We start from the raw sequence: 390 nt of genomic DNA, 5'->3' as shown, positions 1-390 counted from the left end.
CTTCTTCTGCCAGCGCATCCAGCAACGTCGCCGCCGCTGTCGCACGTAAGCCAGGGGGAAACGGAGCCGGGGTCTCGTCCTGACGCGTCAGCCGCGCCGGGTGCGTCGCATCGTGTATCGCCCGTAAGTGCTCAATGCTCACGTGCGTATAAACCTCTGTCGTGGACAGGTTGGCATGGCCTAGCAAGGCTTGCAGCACCCGCACATCGGCACCCGCTTCCAGCATATGGGTTGCCATCGCGTGGCGTAGCAAATGGGTACTACCGGGTTTGTTGACCCCAGCAAAGCCCATGTATTTCTTGACCTTTAGCGAGATATGCGCCGGGGTCATCGGCTCGCCGTAGTCACTCAGAAACAGCGCCGTTTCATCCACCGTCAGCAACTGCGGGC

The 390-nt window shown here is 60.8% G+C and carries 1 protein-coding gene; it reads right to left on the bottom strand.

The window, feature by feature from the left end:
- A partial coding sequence (locus tag ACUHMQ_RS21145; RefSeq protein ID WP_445297407.1) for a tyrosine-type recombinase/integrase occupies positions 1 to 390 on the bottom strand: 390 nt, incomplete at both ends.

This window comes from Chitinimonas violaceus, from assembly GCF_052601015.1.
Note: the sequence above shows the minus strand (reverse complement) of the source record. Positions and strands in the feature narration are given on the sequence as shown.